Source organism: Lysobacter sp. M15 (assembly GCF_022662515.1).
Lineage (GTDB): Bacteria > Pseudomonadota > Gammaproteobacteria > Xanthomonadales > Xanthomonadaceae > JAKPBU01.
The window spans coordinates 34,931-56,924 of sequence record NZ_JAKPBV010000007.1 but is presented as its reverse complement, the minus strand read 5'-3'; the positions used below and the strand labels follow the sequence as shown (position 1 = coordinate 56,924).

Below are 21,994 nucleotides of genomic sequence, written 5' to 3'. Positions count from 1 at the left end.
ATCAAATCGGAACTATCGCGATCATCGCAGGACGTAGACGACCGCGGTCCGGGCCGGGACGTGGAATCGGCCGGTCTGCGGATCGTACTGCGCCTCGCGCAGCGCACGCGCGTCGGCTGCGGACGGGCTGTGCTGCACCGGGTGCAGGACGTAGCGTTTTGACGCATGTTCCGGCAGGGTCAGCGTCTGCGCATCCAGGGATACGTTGACCAGGTACAGGATCTCGCGAAACGCAGCCTGCGGATAACCCGCACCGTCCAGGTGCCCGGCAATGACAGACGGGTTCTGCTCGGGCCCGCTGTTGGGAAAGCGCAGGCGTTCGCGGATGTCCTGCGCGGTGCGCATCCGGAACAGGGAGGAGCTGGCACGGATGCGCAGCAGATCGTTGAAGGCATCCCGGGTAAAGGCGATGTCGGCTGGTGTCGGCTTGACCTTTGCGTCCACCAGCAGCGGCCGCATCAGCGGCCAGTCTTCGCCGTTGTCCGGCTTCGGCGGCAGGCCGCTGCCGTAGAAGTTGTCGCGCCCGCTCCAGTCGACGCGGTTGAACCAGTCGCCGGAATCGAAACTGTTGCGGTCCAGCGATTTCGAGCGCAGCAGTTCGCCACCGGCGTGGAAATAGGCGATCCCCTGACTGAACGCGTTCAGCGCCAGCGCGAGCAGCTGCACGCGCGCGCGATCGTTGCGCGAGGTGTCCCGCGGCAGCTTCCAGACGTTGATGTCGAACAGGGTCTGGTTGTCGTGGTTCTCGACGTAGTTGACGACCTCGCCCGGCTGGCTGACGTAGCCGGCGGCCTGGCCCTTGTAGTTGACCTGCTCAAGCGCGACTTCGCGGCCGCGCGCATCGGTCATGCGGTAGTCGCGCAGGCTGCCGGCTAGGCCCACGCGCACCAGGTCGGCGGCGTGGAGCAGTTCGTTGGACGGTTTCGCGCGAAGAACGTCCTTCGACTTCGCGCCTGCGGCGCTGCGCTCAGGACTAACGGAGTCCTTGTCCGCCACCAGATCCGTCACCGGATTCCCTGATTCCGTTTGCCCTGAGCGTAGCGGGACGGCAGTCCCGCGAAGTCGAAGGGGGCGTGGACGCGCAGCGCCGAAGGCGAAGGACGCTTCCGCAAGTCCATTGATGTAGCCCGGCACGAACAGCGCCTCGCCATGATCCGCCGGTCCGCCGCCGCGGATCGCATCGCGCGCGCGGTCGCTGAAGGTGCCGATGCCGCTGCCGTTCAACGACAGCTGGGAGGCCTGGACGAAGCGTTTGCCGTCGGCGATCTCGCCGAAGTTCCAGCCCTCGCCGATCAGGTCGACATGGCGCCCGGCGGCGGCGTCCACCTCGCGCTGCAGGCGTTCCATCTCGGCACGCGGCTGGTGCCCCATCAGGTCGAAGCGGAACGAGTCGATTCGGTAATGCCTCGCCCACAGCGCGACCGAGTCGCGCATCAGCTTGCCCATCATCCGGTGCTCGGTCGCGGTATTGTCGCAGCAGGTCGAACGCTCGACCGCGCCCTTCGCATCGAGCCGGTGGTAGTAGCCGGGCACGATGCGGTCGAGCACCGACTTCGGATCCTGGCCCGAGGCGCTGGTGTGGTTGTAGACCACATCCATGCCCACGCGCAGGCCGGCGGCGTGCAGCGCCTGCACCATCGCCCGGAACTCGCGGATGCGCGCTGCGCCATCGCCCGGATCGCTGGCGTAGCTACCCTCGGGCGCATTGAAGTGAAACGGGTCGTAGCCCCAGTTGTAGCAGTCGCCGGCTGCGACCCGCATCACCGCCGCCTGCTGGGCTTCGCTGTCCGGCGCCGCATCGGGGATCGCCGGCGCGACGCAATCGCGCTCGGGCACGCTGGCGATATCGAATACCGGCAGCAGATGCACGTCGGTCATGCCGGCCTGGCGCAGCGCGCGCAGGTGGCGCATGCCGTGGGAATCGGTGTCGGTGAAGGCCAGGTACTTGCCGCGATGTGATCCGGGCACGCTGGGATCGTCGCGCGAGAAGTCGCGCACGTGCAGTTCGTAGATCGCCATGTCCGTGGGCGCGGGCAGCGGATCGGGGCGCGGCGCGGCGTCCCAGCCTGCCGGTTTGGTCGCAGCCGCATCCAGGCTGGTGATGAAGCTGCGCGTGGAATCGGCCGCCAGGCCGACCGAATACGGATCGGTGACGCGGTTGCGGATCATCCCGGCGCCCGGCACGTGGACTTCGACCAGGTAGGTGTAATAGCTGCCCGACAGGGCCCGCCCCGGACCTGATCCGGGGTCGCGCGGCAGGCGCAGCGACCAGGTTCCGGTGGCGTCGTCGCGCCGCATCGGTTCGGCCGCAATCGCAGGCGACACGCCGTCGCGGTACAGGCACAGCGTCACCATGCGTGCGGTCGGCGCCCACAGCTTCCATTGCGTGGCGCGTCCGGACACGGTGACACCCAGGTCGGGCTGCGCCTCGGCGGCTGCATAGAGCGCATCGAGTGCGCCGGGCAGCTGCAGTCGCGTGGCCTCCAGCACGCGGCCCTGTGCGTCTTCGCGCACCAGCAGCAGCTGGCCGCGCAGCAGTTCCGACAGACGCGCGGCGTCGGCGTCCGCCAGCACCAGGTCGACGCCCGCGCCGGTGAAGGCGAAGCGTTCGGCCACTGCGGGCGGCAGCGGTCCGGCCGGCGCCAGGTCGAAGCCGTGGTCCGCGCCCGTGATCGCGCTCCCGGTCTGCGCACGCATGCGCCCGTTGGCCGAGGCATACAGGCGGTAGCGCCCGGGCGCCGCGCCGGGCCAGCGCAGATGGCGGCCGTCGAGCCAGTAGCCGCGTGCGTCGCTCGCGCCGTCCGCGATGGGCCGGGGCGTGCTGGCGACTTCCGTCGCATCGCAGCCGGCCCGACGCCAGCGTTCCAGCGATGCAGCCGGCGCCTGTTCGGCGCGAATGAACGGGCTGCCCAGCGCGCTGCATACGAATGCAACCACCCAGAAGCGGGCCAGCCGCAGCGCAGAATGACGGGCGGACCGCGGCGCCGCATACTCGCCGCCTGCACGGGAACGGGTTTCAGTCATGATCGAGCGCATCCGGGACATCGTCATCGTCGGTGGCGGCACCGCCGGCTGGATGACCGCTGCGGCGCTGTCCAAGGTGATGGCCGGCACCTACAACATCCGCTTGGTCGAATCCGACGAGATCGGCATCGTCGGCGTGGGCGAGGCCACGATTCCGATGATCAAGCTCTACAACCAGGCGCTGGACCTGGACGAGAACGAGTTCGTGCGCCAGACCCGGGGCTCGTTCAAGCTCGGCATTGAATTCCGCGACTGGGGCCGGATCGGCGACAACTACATCCATGGCTTCGGAAAGATCGGCCAGGACCTGGGCGTGGTCAGCTTCTACCACTACTGGCTGAAGATGCACCAGGCCGGCAAGGCCGCGCCGCTGGAAGACTATTCGATCAACACCGCCGCCTGCCGCCACAACAAGTTCATGCGCGCGGTGACCGACCGGCCGAAGTCGCCGCTGGCCGACATCGCCTACGCCTATCACTTCGACGCCGGGCTGTACGCGCAGTTCCTGCGCCGCTACGGCGAGGCGCGCGGCGTGCGCCGCACCGAGGGCAAGGTGGTGGATGTGCAGCTGGACGGGGAAACAGGCTTCGTCGATGCGATCGTGCTCGACAGCGGCGAACGCATCGCCGGGCAGCTGTTCATCGATTGCTCCGGCTTCCGCGGCCTGCTGATCGAGCAGGCGCTCAAGACCGGCTACACCGATTGGTCGCACTGGCTGCCCTGCGATCGTGCGGTGGCGGTGCCTTCGGCCAATGCCGGGCCGACCACGCCGTACACCCGCTGCACAGCGCGCAGCGCCGGCTGGCAGTGGCGCATCCCTCTGCAGCATCGCACCGGCAACGGCTACGTCTTCAGCAGCCACTACATCAGCGAGGACGAAGCCGCCGCCACCGTGCTGGCGAATCTGGAAGGCGAAGCATTGGCCGAGCCGCGCGTGCTGCGTTTCACCGGCGGCAAGCGCAACAAGACCTGGCACCGCAATGTTTATGCGATCGGCCTGTCGAGCGGGTTCCTGGAACCGCTGGAGTCCACCAGCATCCACATGATCCAGTCCGCGATCGCGCGCCTGACCGCGTTCTTCCCGCATGCCGGGTTCGACCAGGCCGACATCGACGAGTGCAACGCCCATGCCAATTTCGAGATCGACCGGATCCGCGACTTCCTGATCATGCATTACAAGGCGACCGAGCGCGACGACTCGCCGTTCTGGGATCACTGCCGCACGATGGAGATCCCCGATTCGCTGCAGCAGCGCATGGATCTGTTCCGCAGCAACGGCCGGGTGTTCCGCGAAGGCAACGAGATGTTCGCCGAGGTCAGCTGGTTGCAGGTGATGCACGGCCAGCGCGTGCCGGTGGCCGGCTACCACCCGTTGGTGGACGTGTATCCGGAGGCGAAGATCGCCGAGTTCCTGGAGGGCGTGCGCAGCGTGATCGGCAAATGCGTGGAAGTCATGCCCGGCCACGATGCGTTCATCGCGCGGCATTGCGCCATCTCGCCGGAGACCATGGCGGCCTGAACCGGGCCGTTGTGGGAGCGGCCTTGGCCGCGATTGCTGTTGCGAAACCATTGCAATCGCATCCCGCGCTTGGCGCCCGGCACCAAGTTCCGAAGAGCATTCGCGGCCGAGGCCGCTCCCACGGGATGAACACTCGCGGCCAAGGCCGCTCCCACGGCGCACGTTAGATCTCGGCGAACGCGGCGGCGTAGGCGGGCAGGGTCACCGATGCGTCCTGTGGTTGGGCGCCGATCTGCCCGGCCAGTTCGAGCCAGCGCGGCGAGAGTTGCGAAGGCAGATCCCAGGCCACCGGCTGCGCCGACAGGTTGAACACGGCCAGCAGCGACTGCCCATCATGCTCGCGCACGAAGGCCAGCACCGGTTCGGGCGCATCGAGGAAGCGGATCGATCCGAGCACCAGCGCCGGCTGCGCGCGGCGCCAGCGCAGGAACGCACGCGCCGCCTGCAGGACCGAATCGGTCTCGGCTTCCTGCACGGCGACGCTGCGCGCGGCGTGGCGCGCATCGACCGGCAGCCACGGCGCGACCTGGCTGAAACCCGCGTGTGCGTCGCCGGCATCGGATGTCCACGGCATCGGCGTTCGGCAGCCGTCGCGTCCCTTGAACGTGGGCCAGAACGCGACGCCGTAGGGATCCTGCAGTGCTTCGAACGGAACATCGGCTTCGACCAGGCCCAGTTCCTCGCCCTGGTACAGGCAGACCGAACCGCGTAGCGCGCACACCAGCGCCACCAGTTGCCGGGCCAGCGCTTCGGCCGCATCCGCGCCGCCCCAGCGGCTCACCGCGCGCTGCACGTCGTGATTGGAGATCGCCCAGCACGGCCAGCCCTCGCCGAGTTTCGCTTCCAGCGTTTCCACCGTGCTGCGGATGTAGGCGGCGGAGGATTCGTCGGTGAGCAGTTCGAAGCTGTAGCCCATGTGCAGCCGGCGCGGCGTGACGTATTCGGCCATCGTCGCCAGCGAATCCTCCGACGAGATCTCGCCGAGCATGCCCACGTCGGCATAGCCGTCGCTCAGCGCGCGCAGCCGTTCCAGGTAGTCCAGCATCTCCGGCTGGGTGTTGTTGTACAGGTGGTACTGGAAGGCGTAGGGATTGTCGGGGCTGAAGCCGCGGCCGGTGCGCAGCTCGGCCGGCTTGGGCGGGTTGTCGCGCAACGCGCGGTCGTGGAAGCAGAAGTTGATCGCGTCCAGGCGCACGCCGTCCACGCCCTTGTCGAGCCAGAAGCGCACGTTGTCCAGCTGCGCGGCCTGCACTTCGGGATTGTGGAAATTGAGGTCGGGCTGCGCGGCCAGGAAGTTGTGCAGGTAGTACTGACCGCGCCGCGGCTCCCACTGCCAGGCCACGCCGCCGAAGATCGACAGCCAGTTGTTGGGTGGCGTGCCGTCGGGCCTGGCGTCGGCCCACACGTACCAGTCGGCGCGGGGGTTGTCGCGGCTGGCGCGGCTTTCGCGGAACCAGGCGTGCGCCTCGGAGGTATGGCTGAGCACCTGGTCGATCATCACCTTCAGGCCCAGCGCGTGGGCCTTGGCCAGCAGGCGGTCGAAATCGGCAACCGTGCCGAACAGCGGATCGACATCGCGGTAGTCGGCGATGTCGTAGCCGAAATCGGCCATCGGCGAGGTGAAGAACGGCGAGATCCAGATCGCGTCCACCGCCAGCGCGGCGACGTAGTCGAGCCGTTCGGTGATGCCCGGCAGATCGCCGACGCCATCGCCATTGCTGTCGAGGAAGCTGCGCGGATAGATCTGGTAGATCACCGCGCCGCGCCACCAGGGGGTGTGGGTCATTGCCGCGTCTTGCATCCATGTGCGTGCCGCGCATGGGGCGCGCGAGCCGGCGCACATCCTGTCATGCGCCTGCGCCGATCCGGGCGGACCGATGCGCGCGCCGCGCTCCACAGGGCGATGAATACGTATGCATGCCGGTGGGGTCGCACGCGACCGCAGTGCAGCAAGCCAAGTTGCCAGGCATTGGTCACACTTGCCCGATTCCAAGTTCAGGCAACCACGCCATGCAGGCCGCACGCGAGAAACCGCAACTGACGTTCTGGCAGATCTGGAACATGTGCTTCGGCTTCCTCGGGATCCAGTTCGGGTTCGCGCTGCAGAACGCCAACGTCAGCCGCATCTTCCAGACGCTGGGCGCGAGCATGGACGACATCCCGATCCTGTGGATCGCCGCGCCGCTGACCGGGCTGATCGTGCAGCCGATCGTGGGCTATCTGTCGGACCGCACCTGGACCGGCCTCGGCCGACGGCGGCCGTATTTCCTGGTCGGCGCGGTGTTGGCTTCGCTGGCGCTGCTGTTCATGCCGAACTCGCCGGCGCTATGGGTCGCGGCCGGGTTGCTGTGGGTGCTGGATGCCTCGATCAACATTTCGATGGAACCGTTCCGCGCCTTCGTCGGCGACCAGCTCGCTCCGCGCCAGCGCCCCAGCGGCTATGCCATGCAGAGTTTCTTCATCGGCGTGGGTTCGGTGGTGGCCAGCATGCTGCCGTTCCTGCTGGAGAAATGGGGCGTGGCCAATACCGCCGGTCCCGGCGAGGTGCCCGATACCGTGCGCTATGCGTTCTACGCCGGCGGCGCGGTGCTGCTGGGCGCGATCGGCTGGACCGTGCTGCGCACGCGCGAATACTCGCCCGAGCAGCTGCGTGCGTTCAGCGATTACATGCCCGACGAACGCATGCCGCACGTCGACGGCGCGGCGCAGCCGGCGCCGGCCCCGGGACCGTTGCGCAGGGGCGGGCAGGGGGCCGCGTGGCTGGCGGCCGGCGCGTTGGGCGCGCTGGCGGTGTGGCGATACGGCCTGGACAAGCAGCTGTACGTACTGGCCGGGCTGGCGGCCGGCTACGGGCTGGCGCTGATCCTGGCCGGCTTCACCCGTCCCCAGGGCATGCTCGCCAGCATCGTGCGCGACGTGCACGACATGCCGGCGAACATGCGCCGGCTGGCGGTGGTGCAGTTCTTCAGCTGGTTCGCGCTGTTCGCGATGTGGATCTACGCCACCGCGGCGGTGACCGGCGTGCACTACGGCACCAGCGATACGACATCGGCGGCCTACAACGAAGGCGCCAACTGGGTCGGCGTGCTGTTCGCCGCCTACAACGGCTTCGCCGCGGTGGCGGCCATCGTGATTCCATGGATGGCGCGGCGTTTCGGGCTGCGTGTCAGCCACCTGATCAATCTCACACTGGGTGGGCTCGGTCTGCTGTCGATGCTGCTGATCCGCGATCCGCAATGGCTGTTGCTGTCGATGGTCGGCGTGGGCTTCGCCTGGGCCTCGATCCTGTCGCTGCCCTATGCGCTGCTCTCGGACAGCGTGCCGGCGGAGAAGATGGGCGTGTTCATGGGCATCTTCAATTTCTTCATCGTGATCCCGCAACTGGCGGCGGTCGCCCTGCTGGCGCTGCTGGTGAATCTGCTCGGCGGTGCGCCGATCCAGGCGATGGTGATTGGCGGCGTGTGCATGATCGTGGCCGGGCTGTGCACGCTGTGGGTGGCCGAACCGAGGCTGGCGCAAGCTCCCGTCGCGGTGCCATAGCCGCAACGGTTCCGTGGGAGCCAAGTTTGTGGGAGCGGCCTTGGCCGCGAATGCTTTTCTCAACGTCGCAGCCAAAGGCGAAGGGCATTCGCGGCCGAGGCCGCTCCCACAACCACAAAGGCGCTATCCCCGGGCGGGGCAGGAGCGCCGCACCACCAGTTCGGTCGGCAGGCGCTGGCTTTGCGCCGGGTGCCCGTCGACCAGGCTGACCAGGGTCTCCACCAGCAGCTCGCCGGCGCGCACGGTGTCCTGGCGCACGGTGGTGAGCGCGGGGGTGGTGATGCGCGCGGCGGGGATATCGTCGAAGCCCACGACCGCCACGTCACCGGGCACGTCCAGGCCGGCCTCGGCCAGCGCGCGCATCGCGCCGATGGCGATCAGGTCGCTGGCGCCGAACACGGCATCGAAGATCGCGCCGCGGCGCATCAACTCGCGCGCAGCGGCATAGCCGGCGTCCTCGGAGCTTTCCGCATCCACCTGCAGCGCGCGATCCATCGCCAGGCCGGCATCGCGCAGCGCCGCATCACAGCCGAGGAAGCGGTCGAGGAATTCGGGGTAGTGGCTCGACGCATCGCCGAGGAAGGCGATGCGCCGGCGCCCGCAGGCGAGCAGGTGCGCGCCGGCCTGGCGGCCCCCGCCCATGTTGTCGCAGCCGATCGAAATGCCGGGCTGGTCGGGCATCACCGCGCCCCAGCGCACGAACGGCGTGCCCTGTTCCACCAGCTTCGACAACTTGCCCAGGTAGGCCAGGTAATCGCCGTAGCCGAGCAGCAGCAGGCCGTCGGCTTTCTTGCTGTCGCCGTAGTCGGCATGCCAGTCGTGCGAGAGCTGCTGGAACGAGATCAGCAGGTCCTGGCCATGGCTTGCGCAGGCGCGGGTGATCGCGCTGAGCATCGGCAGGAAGAACGGATTGATATGGGATGCGTCGCTGGTGGGATCCTCGAACAGCAGCAGCGCCAGCGTGCCAGCGCGCTGGGTGCGCAGGCTCGAGGCGTGCTTGTCCACGGTGTAATGCAGCTGCTCGGCCGCTTCCAGGATCCGCCGGGTGGTTTCCGGATTGACCAGCGGGCTGCCGCGCAGGGCGCGCGACACCGTCGACTGCGAGACGCCGGCCAGGTAGGCGATGTCGAACGAGGTGGCCTTGCCTTTCGCCATATCGGGCGCTGTGCCTCATGGACGCCGAAGGGAAGTCTAAGTCATGTCGTCTGCGCTCGCCGTGGCGCGCAACAGTGGTGGAACGCTGCGGACGGCGCGCGCCTGCTTTCGTCAGGCAGGCGGAGGCTATAGTGCCGCATCGCGACGGCCCGGCCCGCCCGCGCAACTGCATTCCCATCCGGTCGCCCGCATGTCCAGTCCCAGCAACGTCGCCGATTCACCCATCACCCATCGCGACCAGCTGGTGGAGTACATCGCCTCGGGCGGCAAGCCCAAAGCCGACTGGCGGATCGGCACCGAGCACGAGAAGTTCGGCTTCCAGCTCGACGACCTCAGACCGCCGACCTTCGACGGGGAGCGCGGCATCGAGGCCCTGCTCAAGGGCCTGACGCGGTTCGGCTGGGAGGAAGTACGCGAGCAGGTGGGCGATGCGCCGCCGCGCACCATCGCCCTGCTCAAGGACGGCGCCTCGGTCACCCTGGAACCGGCCGGCCAGCTCGAGCTCTCCGGTGCGCCGCTGCTGCGCGTCCATGACACCTGTTGCGAGGTCGATACCCACCTGCTCGAAGTCAAGACGGTGGCCGACGCGCTGGGCCTGGGCTTCCTCGGCATGGGGTTCCAGCCGAAATGGCGGCGCGACGACATGCCGTGGATGCCCAAGGGTCGCTACAAGATCATGCGGTCGTACATGCCCAAGGTGGGCGGGCTGGGCCTCGACATGATGACCCGCACCTGCACGGTGCAGGTCAATCTCGACTTCAGCGACGAAGCGGACATGGTGAAGAAGTTCCGCGTGTCGCTGGCCCTGCAGCCGGTCGCCACCGCGCTGTTCGCGGATTCGCCGTTCACCGAAGGCCGGCCCAACGGCTACCTGAGTTATCGCTCGCACATCTGGACCGACACCGACCCCGATCGCACCGGCATGCTCGACTTCGTGTTCGAGGATGGTTTCGGCTTCGAACGCTATGTCGATTACCTGCTCGACGTGCCGATGTATTTCTCCTACCGCGACGGAAAATACATCGATGCGTCCGGCAAGTCGTTCCGCAGCTTCCTGCGCGGCGAGCTCGACGTGCTGCCCGGAGCGCTGCCGATCCTGCGCGACTGGTCGGACCACATGACCACCGCCTTCCCCGAAGTGCGTCTGAAAAAGTACCTGGAGATGCGCGGCGCCGATGGCGGCCCATGGAACCGGCTGTGCGCGCTGCCCGCGTTCTGGGTCGGTCTGCTGTACGACGACGCGGCGCTGGATGCGGCCTGGGACCTGGTCAGGGATTTCAGCCTGGCCGAACGCAACGCATTGCGCGACCACGTGCCCAAGCTGGCGTTGAAGACGCCGTTCCGCAACGGCAGCCTGCGCGATCTCGCGCTGCAGGCGCTGCGGATTTCCGCCGCCGGCCTGCAGCGCCGCAACGAGCGCAACGCCAATGGGGCCGACGAGAGCATCTTCCTGACCCCGCTGATCGATTTCGCCGAAACCAACGAAACCCCGGCCGAGCGCAAGCTCAAGCTGTTCCATGGCGAATGGAACGGTTCGGTGGATCCGGTGTTCCGAGAGTTCGCCTACTGATCGATCCGGGCGCGGCCGCCGCTTCCGCGAGGCCGTTGGCCGGCGCATGCTGCACCGCGTCAAAAAAAGCGCTAGCCTGCGGGGATGAACCTTCCCCAGCCGGACGAACCGCTGCGCGGGCCGCTCGCATTCAGCCAGACCGATGCGCTGCTGCGCGACGACGTGCGCGAGCTCGGGGCGCTGGTCGGCGAGATCCTCGCCGAGCAGTGCGGCCCGGCCTTCCTGCGGCACGTCGAGGACATCCGCCGGCTGGCGATCGCGCGCCGCGAACAGCACGCCCCGGTCGATGCGCTGGCCGGGAGCCTGGCGCAGGTGACGCTGTCGGAAGCCGAGCAATTGGTGCGGGCCTTCTCCAGCTACTTCGGCGCGGTCAACCTGGCCGAGCGCGTCCACCGCATCCGTCGCCGCCGCGACTACCAGCGCACCGGTGCGGCGCCGCAGCCGGGCAGCCTGGAAGACGTGCTGCGCGGCTTGCGCGATGCCGGCGTATCCCTGGCCGACCTGCAGGCCCTGTTGCCGCGGATGCAGGTCGAGCCGGTGTTCACAGCGCATCCCACCGAAGCGGTGCGGCGCGCGCTGCTGTTGAAGGAACACACCATCGTCGAGCGGCTGGTCGCCGATATCGATCGCACCCGTACCCCGCCGGAGCGTCGCGCCGACCAGGCCCGCATCCGCCAGTCGTTGACCACCGCCTGGCAGACCACCGAATCGCCCGCCCACCAGCCCAGCGTCACCGACGAGGTCGAGCACATCGGCTTCTACCTGGTGAATGTGCTGTTCCGGGTGCTGCCGGTGTTCTATGAAAGCTTCGGCGACGCAGTCGAGGCCGTGTACGGCGAGCGCATCGCATTGCCGCCGGTACTGCGCTTCGGCACCTGGGTCGGCGGCGACATGGACGGCAATCCGAACGTGGGCGCCGATACCATCCGCGCCGCGCTCGCCGCGCAGCGCAGCCAGGCGCTGGCCGCCTATCGCAGCGACCTGCGTGCGCTTGGCGACATCCTGACCCAGGGCAGCGCCCGCGTCGCGGTGGACGACGACATCGGGCGACGCACCGCGCGCTATCGCGCGATGTTGCCCGCAACCGAGGCCGAAGCGAAACCGCGGCTGGCCGACATGCCCTACCGCCAGCTGCTCGAGCTGATGCGCCTGCGCCTGGCCGCCACCGCCGGCGAAGCCAGCGGCCTGGGCTATCGCGATGCCGCCGACTTCATCGACGACCTCGAGGCGATCGACACCAGCCTGGCGCGCCACGGCGGCGAGCACGCGGGGCGTTTCGCCCTGCAGCGCGTACTGTGGCGCGCGCGCAGCTTCGGCCTGCACATGGCCGCGCTCGACCTGCGCCAGGATTCGGCGGCGCACGACGAGGCGCTGGCGGCGCTGGAAAACGTCGACTGGGCTTCGCGTTCCCCGGCGCAACGCATCGCGCGCCTGCACGCGCTGATCGACGGGGCGCCGCCGGCGTCGCCAGACGCGGAAGGCGCCGCGTCCACGCTGGCCGTGTTCCGCGCCGTCCGCGAGCTGCGCACACAGTTCGGTGAGCACGCCTTCGGCCCCTATATCATCAGCATGAGCCGCAGCGCGGCCGACGCACTGGCGGTGCTGGCGCTGGCGCGCATCGCCGATTGCATCGAAGGCGATGGACGGGTGCCGCTCGACATCGCGCCGCTGTTCGAGACCGTGGCCGACCTGGAAGCGGCGAATGGCGTCATGCGCGCATTGTTCGACGATCCGGTGTACCGCCGCCATCTGGCTGCGCGCGGCGGCCGCCAGGTGGTGATGCTCGGTTACTCCGACAGCGCCAAGGACGGCGGCCTGCTGGCCTCGCGTTGGGCGCTGCAACGCGCACAGGTGGAACTGCTGGAGCTGGCCGGCGCGGCGGGTGTGCGGATCGTGTTCTTCCACGGCCGCGGTGGTTCGGTCAGCCGCGGCGGCGGCAAGACCGAGCGCGCGATCATCGCCGCGCCGCGCGGCTCCATCGACGGCCGCCTGCGCGTGACCGAGCAGGGCGAGGTGATCCACCGCAAGTACGGGATCCGCGCACTTGCATTGCGCAACCTGGAGCAGGCTGCCGGCGCAGTGCTGCGCGCTTCGCTGCGCCCACGTGCGCCAGAACCGCGCGAGGCGCAATGGCGCACGATCGCGGCCGAACTCGCCGGCGTCTCCAGCGCCACCTATCGCGCGCTGGTCCACGAACGCGAGGACTTTCCGGCCTACTTCCGCGCCGCCACCCCGATCGACGTGATCGAGCGGATGCGGATCGGTTCGCGCCCCTCGCGCCGCCGCGACGGCGGCATCGGCAATCTGCGTGCGATCCCCTGGGTCTTCGCCTGGTCGCAGAACCGCTCCGGCCTGACCGGGTGGTATGGCGTCGGTACCGCGCTGCACCACGGCATCGCCACGCACGGTCTGGAGGCGATGACTGCGATGGCGCGTGAATGGCCGTTCTTCGCGGCGATGCTCGACGATGTCGAGATGCTGATGGCCAAGTCCGACCTCGACATCTTCGAGCGTTATTCGCACCTGGCCGACGATGCGCACGACGCGTTCTTCCCGGAGATCGCCGCCGAGTTCGCGCGCGCCCGCGACGCGATCCTGCAGCTCAAACAGCGCAATGCGCTGCTCGCCGGCGACTACCGGCTGAGCCTGTCGATCCGCCTGCGCAATCCCTACGTCGATCCGATCAGCGTGCTGCAGGTCGAGCTCCTGCGCCGCTGGCGCGCGGGCGACCGCCAGGACGACGCGCTTCTGCACGTGTTATTGGCCACGGTCAACGGGATCGCCGCGGGCATCCAGAACACCGGTTGAGGGCCGCCCGCGATCGCCCGGCCCCGCGGCCGGTCACGCCGCGCCCATGCGTTTTTCCCTGCTGGCCGTGCCGCGTCGCAGCGTGCACATCGGCCACGGCTACGTATACTCCCCGCCAGTATCCATCCGGGTCGCACCCTTGCCACACTCTCCCGAGGAAAAAAAACGCGCCATCACCCGCCTGCGCCGCATCCGCGGCCAGGTGGAGGGGCTGGAACGCGCGATCGCGGCGGGGACCGACTGCGGGCCGGTGCTGCAGCAGATCGCGGCGTTGCGCGGCGCGGTCAACGGCCTGATGGCGGACATCCTGGATGGTCACCTGCATGAGGAGTTCACCCAGGTCGCGGTCGATCCGAAGATCCGCAAACAGCACCAGGCGAGCATCGAACAGGTGATCGCACTGGTGCGTTCCTACCTCAAGTAATCCCTGAAGCGATTCCCCAAGTAATTCCTGTTCCGGAGCCGTGCCCATGAAATCCCGCGCCGCTGTCGCCTTCGCCGCAGGCGAACCCCTGAAGATCGTCGAGATCGATGTCGAGCCGCCGCGCGCCGGCGAGGTGCTGGTCAGGATCAGCCATACCGGCGTCTGCCACACCGACGCGTTCACCCTGAGCGGCGACGACCCCGAAGGCATTTTCCCCTCGGTGCTCGGCCACGAGGGCGCCGGCGTGGTGGTCGAGGTCGGCGAAGGCGTCACCTCGCTCAAGCCCGGCGACCATGTGATCCCGCTGTACACGGCCGAATGCCGCGAGTGCAAGTTCTGCAAGTCCGGCAAGACCAACCTGTGCCAGAAGGTGCGTGCGACCCAGGGCAAGGGCCTGATGCCAGACGGCACCAGCCGCTTCTCCTACGAAGGCAAGCCGATCTACCACTACATGGGTTGCAGCACCTTCAGCGAATACACGGTCGTCAACGAGATCTCGCTGGCGAAGATCAACCCCGAAGCGCCGCATGAAAAGGTCTGCCTGCTCGGCTGCGGCGTCACCACCGGTATCGGCGCGACCCGCAACGCCGCGCGCGTGGCCGAGGGCGACAGCGTCGCGGTCTTCGGCCTGGGCGGCATCGGCCTGGCGGTGATCCAGGGTGCGCGCCAGGCCAAGGCGGGCAGGATCATCGCGATCGACACCAATCCGGGCAAGTTCGAACTGGCCAGGTCGATGGGCGCCACCGACTGCGTCAACCCGAAGGACCATGACAAGCCGATCCAGGAGGTGATCGTCGAGATGACCGACGGCGGTGTGGACTGGAGTTTCGAGTGCATCGGCAACGTCAAGGTGATGCGTGCGGCGCTGGAGTGCTGCCACAAGGGCTGGGGCGAGAGCGTCATCATCGGCGTGGCCGGCGCGGGCCAGGAGATCTGCACGCGCCCGTTCCAGCTGGTGACCGGGCGCGTCTGGCGCGGCACCGCCTTCGGTGGAGTCAAGGGCCGCACCCAGTTGCCGGGCATGGTCGAGCAGGCGATGTCGGGCGAGATCGACCTGGACCCGTTCGTCACCCACACCCTGCCGCTGGAACGGATCAACGAGGCCTTCGACCTGATGCATGAAGGCAAGTCGATCCGCACCGTGATCCATTACGACTGACCCGGTTCCCTCTCGCGCGAGCGGGAGAGGTCAGGACGGGGGCCGCCTTTCATTGCCGCGGCCACTCGCCCGGCGCGTCGCGCCACCCTTCTCCGCAGGCGGGGAAGGCTTCCTCCTTCGCAATGATGAGGAGTCCAGCATGGCTACGGTCCCGATCCATCCTGCGGTCGACAACGGCATCGTCAAGGGCGATCCCAACTTCGCCGGCGGCACGCTCGAATGTCATTGCGCCAGCGACAAGGTCGAGGTGAAGGTGGACAGCAACGTCGCCCACAACCACGCCTGCGGCTGCACCAGATGCTGGAAGCCGGAAGGCGCGGCGTTCTCGGTGGTCGGCGTAGTCCCGCGCGACAAGGTCACGGTGACCGCGCACGAGGAAAAGCTCGCGGTCGTCGACGACAAGGCCACCATCCAGCGCCATGCATGCAAGGGCTGCGGCACCCACATGTACGGGCGGATCGAGAACAAGGATCATCCGTTCTACGGGCTGGATTTCATCCATACCGAGCTTTCGCCGCAGCGTGGTTGGGAAGAGCCGCGCTTCGCTGCGTTCGTGTCCTCGGTCATCGAGGGCGGCGGCGCCCGGCCCGAACAGATGGACGCGGTGCGCGCCCGCCTGGCCGAGCTCGGCCTGCCCCCATACGACGCGCTCAATCCGCCGCTGATGGACGCCATCTCCACCCACATCGCCAAGCGCAACGGCGTGCTGTAAAGCTTGCCCCGGACCCGATCCGGGGGCGGGTCTCGACCCGCCGCACGGTGAGATGGAAGGCACGGCGGGTCAAGGCCCGCCCTAGGAGGTCAACATGCAACAGCTCGAATCGCACGCCTGCTTCGGCGGTACCCAGCAGGTCTGGTCGCACCGCTCCGACGCGCTCGACTGCGAGATGAAGTTCGCGATCTACCTGCCGCCGCAGGCGCAGCAGGGACCGGTGCCGGCGCTGTACTGGCTGTCCGGCCTGACCTGCACCGAACAGAACTTCATCATCAAGGCCGGCGCGCAACGCTACGCGGCCGAACACGGCATCGCCCTTGTCGCGCCGGATACCAGTCCGCGCGGCGCCGGCGTTGCCGACGCCGAGGGCTACGACATCGGCCTGGGCGCAGGGTTCTACGTCAATGCCACGCAGGCGCCATGGTCGGCGCATTACCGGATGTACGACTACGTGGTCGATGAACTGCCCGCGTTGGTGGAAGGCGAGTTTGCGGTTACGTCCGCGCGTGCGATCAGCGGACATTCGATGGGGGGACACGGCGCGCTGGTGATCGCGCTCAGGAACCCGGACAGATACCGCAGCGTGTCGGCGTTTTCGCCGATCGTGGCCCCGTCGCAGGTGCCCTGGGGCGAGAAGGCGTTCCGCCAGTATCTGGGCAACGACCGTGAAGCCTGGAAGGCCTACGACGCCACCGAGCTGGTGCGCGACGGCAGCGGCGACCTGCCGCTGCTGGTCGACCAGGGTGAGGCCGACGAATTCCTTGCATTGCAATTGAAGCCGCAACTGCTGCAATCCGCGTGCGAAGCCGCAGGCCGTCCGCTGAACTTGCGCATGCAGCCGGGTTACGACCACAGCTATTACTTCATCGCCAGCTTCATCGGCGAGCACGTCGCCCATCACGCGGCCGCGTTGAAGGCATAGCAATTCCTACGGCGATCCGGCGAGCAGGAAGTCGGTATAGGCGAAGCGGCCGTCGCGCAGCATGGTTTCGCCGGGTCCGATCGCCAACGGATACGCGAACATCGGGCCGGCCCAGACGCAGGTATGGAACTCGCCGTTCTCGCCGCAGGGGTCGATGCCCGCAGGCAAGGCCTCGAGCAGGGCGGCGTCGAATGCGCGGCCCGCGAACCTGGCGTCGAGCTGCGTGGTGTCCACGCAGCACACATGTGCGCGCAAGCCGCCGTCGATCATCTCCCGCGCCAGCATCGACGTGTCGCTGTCGAACAATGGGAACAGCGGCGTCCACCCCAGCGTCGCGCACAGCGTCTCGCGCCAGGCGCGGATGTCGGCCAGGAACAGGTCGCCGAATGCGATCGTCTCAAGTCCGGGCCAGCGCGTGCGGGCTTCGGCCAGGCCCGCCGCGAAGCTCGCGACATAGGCCTCGTTGTCGGCGTCGCGCGGGATCCGCGCTTCGATCACCGGCAATCCCACGGCGTCCGCCTGGGCATGCAACACCGCGGTGCGGATGCCCTGCATCGAGATGCGTTCGTATTGCGCGGTGATGGTACTCAGCAGCCCGACCACCTCGACTCGGCCGTGCCGGCGCAGCGCGTGCAAGGCCCAGGCCGCATCCTTGCCACCGCTCCAGGACAGTAGAACCGGTGCGCGCATGGCGTTATCGCGGCGGGAATAACACAAAAATAACCGATCGTGCCGTGTTGTCGCAAAGCCGACGGAACGTCATACGACGTACGTTCGGCAGTTGCGAGGGCGGCCCGAACTGGGAACCAGTCCTCGGTCCGACATGGCAATCCTCCCCATAATACCGCCCGTCGGATACGCACGGCTTTGGGGAAGTGCGCATCCGCTGACGATGCAAGGAGGTGTCGGAACGGATCCCCCGGATCCAGTCCGGAACGCGCCTGCGCGTTCCGGCACCGGCCTGAAGGCCGGCGTCCAGAGCCCTCCACATCCGGTAGTTCGCCAATGCATTTGTCCCGCGCGTTTCGCCACGCAGGAAGATTCACTGCAACCTTGCTTCTTCTTTCCGGCATCTTGGCCGGCGTCCCGGTCGGCGCCAGCCTGGCTGCAGCACCCGTCACCAGCACCGGCAAGCCGGTTGCCCTGGAAGGCGAACTCGACGTGTTGGTCGAAGACTATGCCGACGGTCGCAGCGTCACCCGGCACTTTCTCAAGACTACGCATGGCCGCGTCGAACTGAAGTTCGGCCGCAAGCCAACAACGCTGCTCAGCGGCACGCGCGTGCGGGTCCGAGGTCAACTGGCTGGTGGCACTCTGGCGCTGGACGATGGGTCGAGCGCCAACGTCGAGGTGGTCCAGGCCGCGCTCCCCTACACGATGGGCGAGCAGCGCACGGCCGTGATCCTGGTCAACTTCCAGGACGACAACTCACAGCCAGTCACCTCGTCCGCGGCGCACAGCCTGGTGTTCACCACGGTCAGCAACTTCTACCAGGAAGCCTCGTTCCAGCAGACCTGGCTCGCCGGTCAGACGTTCGGTTGGTACACGATCCCGGTGAGCAAGAGTGTTTGCGATACCGGCGCGATCTACACCGAAGCAGACAAGGCGGTCGCCGCCAGTGGCGCCGATCTGTCGGGCTACGCACGCAAGATCTACATGTTCCCGAGGAATGCCTGCGGGTGGACCGGGCTGGCCAACGTCGGCGGCTCGGTCACACGCGCCTGGATCAACGGTTCATTCACCCTGCAGGCCGTTGGTCACGAGCTCGGCCACAACCAGGGCCTGAGCCACGCGCACAGCCGCGACTGCGGTAGCGTCACGCTTGGCGGCACCTGCACCGTGAGCGATTACGGCGACGTCGCCGACATCATGGGCGCCGTGCGCGTCGGCCACTTCAGTCCATTCCAGAAGGAGCTGATGGGTTGGCTCAACGACGGCGTGTCGCCGCCAATCCACACAGCCAGCACCAGCGGCCGTTATTCGATCGAACCCTATTCGAGCAGCAGCGTCGGTCCGAAGGCGATCAAGATCCCACGCGGCACCGACACCAGTGGCAGGACGCTCTGGTACTACGTCGAATACCGCCAGCCGATTGGCGCCGATGCGTCGATGGGTACGGTCGGCAATCTGACCAAGGGCGTGCTGGTCCGCCTGGCCACCGAAGGCGATCGCTACAGCAGCGACCTGCTGGATACGACCCCGGCCAGCTATTCGGGCAGTACCGGCGACTTCCAGGACGGCGCGCTGGCGACGGGCCAGAGCTACAACGATGCGGGCGCGGGTGTGACCATCACGCTTGCGTCCGCCGACACCACCGGCGCGACCGTTGACGTCACCTTCAGCGGCTCCACGTCGCCACCGACCTGCACGCGCGCCGCACCGACGCTGAGCATCAGCGGCTCGACCGCCGCCGTCGCCGCCGGCAGCACCGTCAGCTACACGGTGAGCCTGAGCAACAAGGACAGCAGCGCGTGCGCGGCGACGACGTTCAACCTGGCGAAGAGCATTCCGGGCGGTTGGACCGGGACGCTGGCCGGCAGCACGCTGAGCCTGAGTCCCGGCGCCAGCGGCAGCACCACGCTGAGCGTCACTTCGCCAAGTACCGCCACGGCGGCGGGCTATGGCATCGGCGTCGGTAGCAGCAGCGCGGTCGGTAACGCCCACACCGCGAGTGCCTCGGCGATCTATACGGTTGCGAGCAGCGGCACATTGAGCGAAACCGTCGGCACCAACAAGACCAGCTACCTGCGGGCCGAGACGGTGTCGATGAGCGCGCTGGTGAAGAACAACGACGTGCCGGTGAGCGGCGCCAGCGTGAAGTTCACGGTGACCTTGCCGAGCGGCAGCACCACGGTCATCAGCGCGACCAGCGGCAGCGACGGTTATGCGCGCGGCACGTACAAAACCGGCAAGGGCAAGGGCGCGATCGGCAGCTACACGCTGCGTGCCGACGCCACCAGCGGCAGCAGCACCGCGACGGCCAGCACCGGTTTCAGCGTGCAGTAGCCGCCGAACGCGGAAGAGCGACTGCAGGATGCAGCAAAAAAGAGGGCGGTGGAGGCAACTCCACCGCCCTCGTTCGTTAGCACGACCGGGAAAGTCGTGCTGAAGGGCCTCATGCCCGTGCGCTCACCATATCAATGCACGGACTCCGATTGCGGCGGCGGACACAGCTTGCACTGGATGTTGTCAGTGTCGCTGGCTGCCACCTTGCTGATGGCGCCATCGGCGGATGCCAGTGCTTCGTTGCTGAACGTCGCTTCTTCAGGCTCCTCAGTGTCGTTGTCGGTGGCGGTCGGGATGTAGCAGTGGTCGATCGGCGTGATCGATGCGCCCGGCGCGAGTTCGCCGCCGCTGATCAGCGTAGTGCTCGGTGCGTTGGCCGGATCATCGACCAGTTCGATGTTGACCAGCTTTTCGTTCGAGGTGTTGGTCAGCGTGATCGTGTTGCACACCTGCGGTTGCAGGGTGCCATCGACCTGTACCAGCAGGACCGTCTTGCACTCCTTCTCGACGTCGATCATCGGGGTGACGAGCAGTTCGCAGGTGTCTTCGGAAGACATCTGGTAGCCGTCCGTGATGTCGCGAGTGCCGCCCGGGGATGCCGATGCACGCGCGGTGACGTTGTTGAATACCGTGCTCTTGGTGTGATCGCACTCCAAGGTGGCCGTGACCGAGGCGCCAGCGGCCAGTTCGCCTTCCAAGATCTCCTTCAGCTCGTCCTTGTCGAGGTCATTGTCGACCACCGGCGAAATCAGGCGGCAGGCCAGCACGCCCGTGTCCGCATCCGGGATTTCGATGTCTTCTTCAAACGCGGTGTTGAACACCGAGCCGAAGCCGTTGTTGGTCACGGTGACATCGAGCGTGGTGGTCAGGAACGTGCCGGTGGGATCGATCACCGGCGCCGTGCCGTCCTTGCACTTCTTGGTCACCAGGATGGAGCACAGGTTGAAGTCGCCCAGCGCGAAGTCCTTGAGTTCGGCAGTCTCAGAGTGCGAACTGCGTGTCTCAGCCATGAAGCTGGAGAAACACACTTCACCCAGTAGTGCTGTGATGTCGATGCCGCCTTCGTAGAAGCTTTCCTGCGGGAAGGTGCCAGCGGGGCCGGACTTGGGCGTGTAGTTCCACGGGGCGGGTTGCGGACTGTTGTTGGTAGTTGCACATGCCGTGTCGCCATCGGTGCACACGGTGGTGCCGTTGGCCGCGGCGAAGGCAATCTCCTGCAGGTTGCCGAAATCGCCGCTTCCGTCGCCGACCCACTTGAAGATCTGGATCTCGCTGCTGCTGCCGCCCTGGACGAAGTCGACCTGGATCAGCAGGTCGTTGACGATGTGCTCGCCGTCGAAGCCGCCATTGTTGAGGGCCACATCATCCTGGAAGAACCAGAAGCCCAGCGCGGCGTCGCCGTTGTTGGCAAAGCGGTCGGCGCCGAAGTAGATAATGAGGTGGTTGGGCGTCGTCGGATCGTCGTCGTGGTCGACGGAGTAGGGCTTCGCGTAGGCGTTGGTGATGTTGTCCTTGTCAGGAGTGACTTTGGAGGTCATGCGCTCCCAGGTGAGGATGGTGTCGATGTCCTTGTTGCTGCCCTTCCAAGCGCTGGTTTCTTTGCCACCGGCGGCGTTGGGTCCGTCGTTGACGAAGGTCTTGTCTGGGCCGGGGACGGGAACGCCGTTGACGATAGGAGCCAGCGCAGAGTCCCAGTCGTCCAGGGCACTGGTCTTCACGGCGTTGCCATCCAGCTCAAATGGGGAATTCAGGAGGGGAGATGCATCGTCATGCACTGCTTGGGCTGGCTGGGGCGCAAACACCATGACGCTGGCCAACACCAGGCCAATGGCGATACCCAAGGTGGCGGTCAGCCAGCTGGGCTTCCAGTTGAAGGTTTGATTAGCCATGTTCGTAGTCCTTGCCGGTTTGGGGGGGCGCAGCCGCCCGGACAGACCGGGCTGCGGGCGCTGGCACAGTGCGGCGCAGGTCGGGGGGAAAAAATCCTGATATCGGGTGATGGGGGATGTGACCGGTTCTGTGGAGCGACGGCGTTCTGGGGGTGTCCGGCTAATTTGGGCGACGGAAACCTTCGCTCACGGGGTTCCGATATGGCAGCGATGCCAGTACTGGCGATCGGATTCGACCCGGTGTGGCGGGCGCGGATGCAGCG

Annotated in this window: 14 protein-coding genes; 9 read left to right on the top strand and 5 right to left on the bottom strand. The window is 67.3% G+C overall.

Features of this window, described 5'->3' with window-relative positions; translation table 11 throughout:
* Positions 1-21 precede the first annotated feature (21 nt).
* Positions 22-3,024: an alpha-1,6-glucosidase domain-containing protein gene (locus tag MC380_RS06525; RefSeq protein WP_242163754.1), complete on the bottom strand. Its 3,003-nt coding sequence runs from the start codon at positions 3,022-3,024 to the stop codon at positions 22-24.
* Between MC380_RS06525 and MC380_RS06520 the strand changes: the two genes are divergently transcribed.
* Entirely contained in the window at positions 3,023-4,543 is a 1,521-nt protein-coding gene (locus MC380_RS06520) for a tryptophan halogenase family protein (RefSeq protein ID WP_242163753.1), read from the top strand. The two genes, MC380_RS06525 and MC380_RS06520, sit on opposite strands and share 2 nt — an antisense overlap.
* Before the next feature lie 163 nt (positions 4,544-4,706).
* Here MC380_RS06520 and MC380_RS06515 read toward each other — a convergent pair whose 3' ends face one another.
* Positions 4,707-6,329, bottom strand: a complete 1,623-nt coding sequence (locus MC380_RS06515; protein WP_242163751.1) for an alpha-glucosidase family protein — start codon at positions 6,327-6,329, stop codon at positions 4,707-4,709.
* A 224-nt stretch (positions 6,330-6,553) separates the two neighbouring features.
* On the opposite strand from MC380_RS06515, the gene MC380_RS06510 reads away from it, so the two are divergent.
* A complete protein-coding gene (locus MC380_RS06510; RefSeq protein ID WP_242102399.1) occupies positions 6,554-8,083 on the top strand; it encodes an MFS transporter in 1,530 nt (509 codons plus the stop codon).
* A 123-nt stretch (positions 8,084-8,206) separates the two neighbouring features.
* Here MC380_RS06510 and MC380_RS06505 read toward each other — a convergent pair whose 3' ends face one another.
* The gene (locus MC380_RS06505) at positions 8,207-9,238 is read right to left on the bottom strand and encodes a LacI family DNA-binding transcriptional regulator (RefSeq protein WP_242102400.1); all 1,032 of its coding nucleotides are present in this window, start codon (positions 9,236-9,238) and stop codon (positions 8,207-8,209) included.
* A gap of 190 nt (positions 9,239-9,428) precedes the next feature.
* Between MC380_RS06505 and MC380_RS06500 the strand changes: the two genes are divergently transcribed.
* The 6 genes from MC380_RS06500 to fghA all read left to right on the top strand — a co-directional run bounded on the left by MC380_RS06500 (position 9,429) and on the right by fghA (position 16,836).
* A complete protein-coding gene (locus MC380_RS06500; RefSeq protein ID WP_242163749.1) occupies positions 9,429-10,808 on the top strand; it encodes a glutamate--cysteine ligase in 1,380 nt (459 codons plus the stop codon).
* A gap of 84 nt (positions 10,809-10,892) precedes the next feature.
* Positions 10,893-13,616: a phosphoenolpyruvate carboxylase gene (gene ppc, locus MC380_RS06495; protein ID WP_242163747.1), complete on the top strand. Its 2,724-nt coding sequence runs from the start codon at positions 10,893-10,895 to the stop codon at positions 13,614-13,616.
* 139 nt (positions 13,617-13,755) lie between these two features.
* Complete coding sequence (locus MC380_RS06490; RefSeq protein WP_242102964.1) at positions 13,756-14,040, top strand: metal-sensing transcriptional repressor; 285 nt, start codon at positions 13,756-13,758, stop codon at positions 14,038-14,040.
* 46 nt (positions 14,041-14,086) lie between these two features.
* Positions 14,087-15,199 carry an S-(hydroxymethyl)glutathione dehydrogenase/class III alcohol dehydrogenase gene (locus MC380_RS06485; protein WP_242163745.1) on the top strand — a complete coding sequence of 371 codons (1,113 nt, stop codon included), beginning with the start codon at positions 14,087-14,089 and terminating at the stop codon, positions 15,197-15,199.
* Between the two features lie 139 nt (positions 15,200-15,338).
* Positions 15,339-15,911, top strand: coding sequence for an S-(hydroxymethyl)glutathione synthase (gfa, locus tag MC380_RS06480; RefSeq protein WP_242102404.1), 573 nt, complete (start codon positions 15,339-15,341; stop codon positions 15,909-15,911).
* 94 nt (positions 15,912-16,005) lie between these two features.
* Positions 16,006-16,836, top strand: coding sequence for an S-formylglutathione hydrolase (gene fghA / locus MC380_RS06475; protein ID WP_242163743.1), 831 nt, complete (start codon positions 16,006-16,008; stop codon positions 16,834-16,836).
* 6 nt (positions 16,837-16,842) lie between these two features.
* Here fghA and MC380_RS06470 read toward each other — a convergent pair whose 3' ends face one another.
* On the bottom strand, positions 16,843-17,526 hold the full coding sequence (locus tag MC380_RS06470) for an adenine nucleotide alpha hydrolase (protein WP_242163741.1): 684 nt from the start codon (positions 17,524-17,526) through the stop codon (positions 16,843-16,845).
* Positions 17,527-17,889: 363 nt separating this feature from the next.
* Between MC380_RS06470 and MC380_RS06465 the strand changes: the two genes are divergently transcribed.
* Positions 17,890-19,842, top strand: coding sequence for an NEW3 domain-containing protein (locus MC380_RS06465; RefSeq protein ID WP_242163739.1), 1,953 nt, complete (start codon positions 17,890-17,892; stop codon positions 19,840-19,842).
* 131 nt (positions 19,843-19,973) lie between these two features.
* Here the strand turns inward: MC380_RS06465 and MC380_RS06460 are convergent, their stop codons facing one another.
* Positions 19,974-21,731 (bottom strand): hypothetical protein, encoded by a 1,758-nt coding sequence (locus tag MC380_RS06460; RefSeq protein WP_242102408.1) that lies wholly within the window; start codon positions 21,729-21,731, stop codon positions 19,974-19,976.
* Positions 21,732-21,994: the final 263 nt, after the last annotated feature.